The organism is Vibrio sp. T13N, assembly GCF_032970445.1.
Lineage (GTDB): Bacteria > Pseudomonadota > Gammaproteobacteria > Enterobacterales > Vibrionaceae > Vibrio > Vibrio diabolicus.
Map to the genome: position 1 here is coordinate 1 of NZ_JAWJYE010000038.1, position 4582 is coordinate 4582.

Below are 4582 nucleotides of genomic sequence, written 5' to 3' on the forward strand. Positions count from 1 at the left end.
ATACAGGATGCAGAGAGATACAGGATGCAGAGAGCTCAATTGATATAGATTGGCCAGAAGACTTTACTTTCGCTGAAGTAATGTGGAAGAAGAAAAATTTGTAGTTTTTAAGTATAAGTAGAGGGAGGTAGGTTTCCTTTACTTATAATTAACTTGGTAAGATAGTAATAAAGTGAATTCATTGTTAAAAAATGGCTTGGCATGGACAGTTTTTGATAAACTAATCAACCAATTTCTTTATTTTGTTGTTGTATTGTATATAGGTAGAGTAATTGGTCCTTCTGATTTTGGTTTGATTGGAATGGCAGCCGTTTTTATCATACTTTCTGAAAGTTTAGTTAATTATGGTCTGACACAATCACTTGTTCAGCGAAATCATATTACAAAAGTTGATAAATCTACGATTTTCTTGACTTCAATATTTTTTGCCATATTTATATATACAGTATTGTATTTTTCTGCTGAATCTATAGCTGAGTTTTATGATAAAGATGAACTGACCGATGTAATTCGCTCACTTCTGTTAATCGTAATTCTTAACTCCATCAATGTTGTTCCTAAAGCTATATTAATGATAGAGCTAAGGTACAATAAAATTGCTATTGCTAATAGTGTTGCAACTATTACTAGTTCTTTTATAGCGTTATATTTATTAAGCTCTGATTATTCATATTGGGCTTTTGTATACTTTAATATAACTAAAGCTTTAGTTAATACTGCAGTTTGTTGGGGGTTATCTAAGTGGCGTCCTACTTGGGATTTTTCATATGATGTTTTAAAAAGCCTAGCTAAATATAGTATATATTTGAGTTTGTCTGGGATATTATCTTCAATAGTAAATAACTCGTATATTATATTGATCGGTAAGTTTTTTAACTCTTTTAATGTCGGTATATTTTCGCAAGCTAATAACACAACAACAATGCTTTCTGGTGTGATTATTTCAATAACACAAGCTGTCTCATTTCCGATTTTGTCAAAATTTAAGTTAAATAAAAATGAATTTAATGAGAATTTTACTGCAATACTTAGTATTAATGCATTAATTACATTACCAACTCTAATTGGGTTCTCTCTTGTAACAAAGGAGTTTACTTACATATTCCTTGGAGAAGAGTGGGGGGATATAGTGCCATTGCTTAGTCTTTTTGCAGTAGCAAAAATATTTTCTTCTATAAGTAATGTGAACGTAAATGCCATGAACGCGCTAGGCCGTAGTGACTTGTTTTTTAAGTCTGATTTGTTAAAAGTTCCCTTTGTTTTATCYGGCATAATGTTAGGTGTTCATCATGATTTGATTTATTTGGGCTGGGCATTGTTAATTACTTCATTTATTTCATATATAATTACAATTTATTTTTCATCTAAGGTTTTGACCGTTAAATTCATCGAGCAATTGAAATGCTTATTTCCATTCTTGTTTGCATCAATAGTGATGGTTCCTATCTTAACTTTTGTTTATGTAGACAATTACTATGTGTCATTAGTTATAAAGGTTGCGTTAGGCGGATTAGTATATATTTCGACCCTGTTCTTGTCTTACAGAGCGAATTTATGGAATTTTAAATAATGGACAAGTATAAAAAAATAGCCGTATTTGATATATGTGATACATTGTATAAGTGCAACACAACATATAAATATATAGAGTTTATAACAAAGAGACGTGGTTTTTTTCCTCAAGATTACATAATATTTAAGCTTTTCAACAAGGTATTTAATATTATCTTTTCAATTGATATTATTAGGTATTATAATATTAAACGCCTGAAAGGCTATAAAGAGAAAATGCTTAAGGATAAAGCAAAAGAGTTTGTAAGTACAATTGATAGAAATGAATCTATATTTGAATTGCTTAATGAATTTAAAAGGAATGGCTTTGAGGTTATATTATTGTCAGCAACCGTCGACCCTGTTGCTGAAAGTATCGGAGAGTGTGTTGGCGCAAAGGGTGTCTATTCCTCTGAGTTAAATTTCAGCAGTAAACATATATGTGATGGAACGATAGGAAGAGACCTTCTTGGTAATAAAAAAGATACAATGTATGAGCTGTCTCTTGTATCAAATGAGTTAGTGTTTGTTACTGATAATAAAAGTGACTCTAGTTGCATTGAACTATGTGATGAGTTCATCGCAGTTGTTCCTTCTGGTAGAAATAAAAATTATGAATTTTGGAAAGATAAGGGCATAAGAAGAATCATATGTTTATAAAGTTTTATGCACCATTTTTTTATTCTTACAGCACAAGGTTTAAAAGTAGCATTAAATTGGCCTCTTGGGGGTTTATTTACTTATTACCATTGCTATTTCTATCTTTGTGTTATTCTGGTTATTATGGTTTGTTAGTGTCAACAATTAACATTTCATTAATATATACAGTTTATGAGTTAGGGTACATATTTAATGATGTATATACAATAAAAAAAGAAAAAGATCCTACATTAAGGTTAGGAAAAGAAGAGCTTCATTATTGTGAACGGAATATATATAAGATAGTGGCATTTAGATTCGCAGTAGTCGGATTGCTGTTGTATTTATTAGAAGCGGTAAACTTTGATAGTACTTATATTTTTTGCGTTTTATTTTTGATTTTATTAGTGTATTTTGTTTACAATTCAATAAGAAATAGATTTAACTTACTACTACACTTTTTTTTGGTGAATTTGAGATATACAGCTGTTGTTATTCCATTTCTACCGTTAAGTAATGCCTTTTTAGTAGTCTTTCTATTTCCTTTCATTAATCTTTTGGAGCGTTGCTCTGAATCTCGATTTGAATTCGTTTTTTTTCAGAGGTTCATTTTGTCCAACAAAACAAACGGAAGGTATATATATTATTCAATATTAACTGTATTGTTGGCTTTTGTTTATCCGCTATCCGAACCTCTGTTCATAACTTCACTCTATTACTTATGTTATCGATTCTTCTCATTAAAAATTGTAGGGAAATGAAATGTACGAAAATATAACAATTGTTGTCCCTTCATTTAATCATGGTAAGTATTTGCCCGACCTGTTTGGTCGGCTTAATAAATTGATTGATATTGGTGTGAAAGTTTACATCATAGATGATGCGTCAAAAGATAACTCTCAAGATATCATCACTAAATTTGTAAGTGAAAATAATACTAGTAGTATAAGTGCCGTATTGAAAAAAAATAATAAAGGCTTGGTTGATTCGCTCAATACTGCCCTAATAGATATCAATACAGAATACTTTTATGTAATATCATCAGATGACTTAGTTATACCTGAAGGGTTTATTGAAGCAATAGAATATATCTCTAAAAATCAAGAAAAAGACTTTGTTATTTTTGGTGCGTTGAACGTGTTTGCTGATGGGCATGAAAAACATGCTTACGGTGCTAAACATGAGGCGTTTTTTAGTTTGCCCAAAGATAGAAGGAGCCTGGAAATATATTATAACCACCCAAGCCCAATACTTCTTCAATCGACAATTTTTAAGTCTACCGCACTTAGAAGCTTGAATGTATTTAATCTAGGGTTAAAGTTCGACGACTATCCAGTTTTCATTAAATTGTTTAACTCCGAATTTAGTTTTTCATTCAAACCTGAGATAGTGATATGTAAGTACAATCATCATGAGGAAAATACCTATAAAGACTATAAGAAAATGTATACCATGTTCTTAGATGTATATAAAAACATGTGCCCTAAAGAACTATACGTTAAGTCTGTTTCTCAAATTTGGTTTGTCTACTTTTTAAGGGTGGTTAGGGATTTAAAGTTAAGCGATTTTGGTTACTTTCTTGTAAGGTTTAAAATGTCATATGTGTTCCATCTACCTTATTTTGTTAAGAATAGATTGAGAAGAAAGTAATATGAATTATGAAGCGTTTTTCAAAGTTTCGTATGAGTATTTTGATTATTTTGTTTATATGTCTATACTGCTCTTTGCAGTCCTTTACTTTTTTTCTTATAGACTGTCTATCAATGGTTTACTAGACCCATTTACATTTACTTATACTTTTACTTATTCCACCTCCTATTCGGTAATAATATTACTATATATATTTGGATATATATCCGATCATACTTTCTCAATATTTTCTTTTTACGGTTTTCTATTTCTCATATCAATTAATATATTTAGTAGAATAAGCTATTCTCCAAGTGACTATAAGTTTTTTTCGATATTTTGTTTTGACAAGAAAAAAGTATTTGTGTTCTCCATTATTTTTGTCTATTTATTGCTTGTTGCTTTTACTATAAAGACAAAGGGTTTTTCTCTTTTTACAGAAACTAATAGATTTGAGGATAACAGAGGTCTAGGGCCAATAGTTAGGATATTAGAAATGTGTACATTTACTATCATATGTATTATTTCTATTTATCTTTATAGTCTTAGATTGAATATAATAAAGAAAGTATTGTTATATGCTATTTTCATAGCGTTCATGATTTTTAATGCGATTATTAGTGGTGCAAAAGCGGACTTGCTATTCTATATTTTTGCAGCACTTGTGAGTGTGAAAATATTTAGTCCTAGCTTTAGTGTGTCCATCAAGAACATGGTCATGATTATTTTTCTATCACTTACTTTTGTTTTCGTGGTTCTATTT

Annotated in this window: 3 protein-coding genes; all 3 read left to right on the plus strand. The window is 30.0% G+C overall.

All coding sequences use genetic code 11. From position 1 onward, the window contains the following. Window positions 1-181 precede the first annotated feature (181 nt). The 3 genes from R2S67_RS22495 to R2S67_RS22505 all read left to right on the plus strand — a co-directional run bounded on the left by R2S67_RS22495 (window position 182) and on the right by R2S67_RS22505 (window position 3840). The gene (locus R2S67_RS22495; RefSeq protein ID WP_302468967.1) at window positions 182-1570 is read left to right on the plus strand and encodes a lipopolysaccharide biosynthesis protein; all 1389 of its coding nucleotides are present in this window, start codon (window positions 182-184) and stop codon (window positions 1568-1570) included. Then, a complete protein-coding gene (locus tag R2S67_RS22500) occupies window positions 1570-2211 on the plus strand; it encodes a haloacid dehalogenase-like hydrolase (protein WP_317347128.1) in 642 nt (213 codons plus the stop codon). The genes R2S67_RS22495 and R2S67_RS22500 overlap by 1 nt, the downstream gene beginning before the upstream one ends. Before the next feature lie 741 nt (window positions 2212-2952). Beyond that, window positions 2953-3840, plus strand: coding sequence for a glycosyltransferase family A protein (locus R2S67_RS22505; RefSeq protein ID WP_301610427.1), 888 nt, complete (start codon window positions 2953-2955; stop codon window positions 3838-3840). Window positions 3841-4582: the final 742 nt, after the last annotated feature.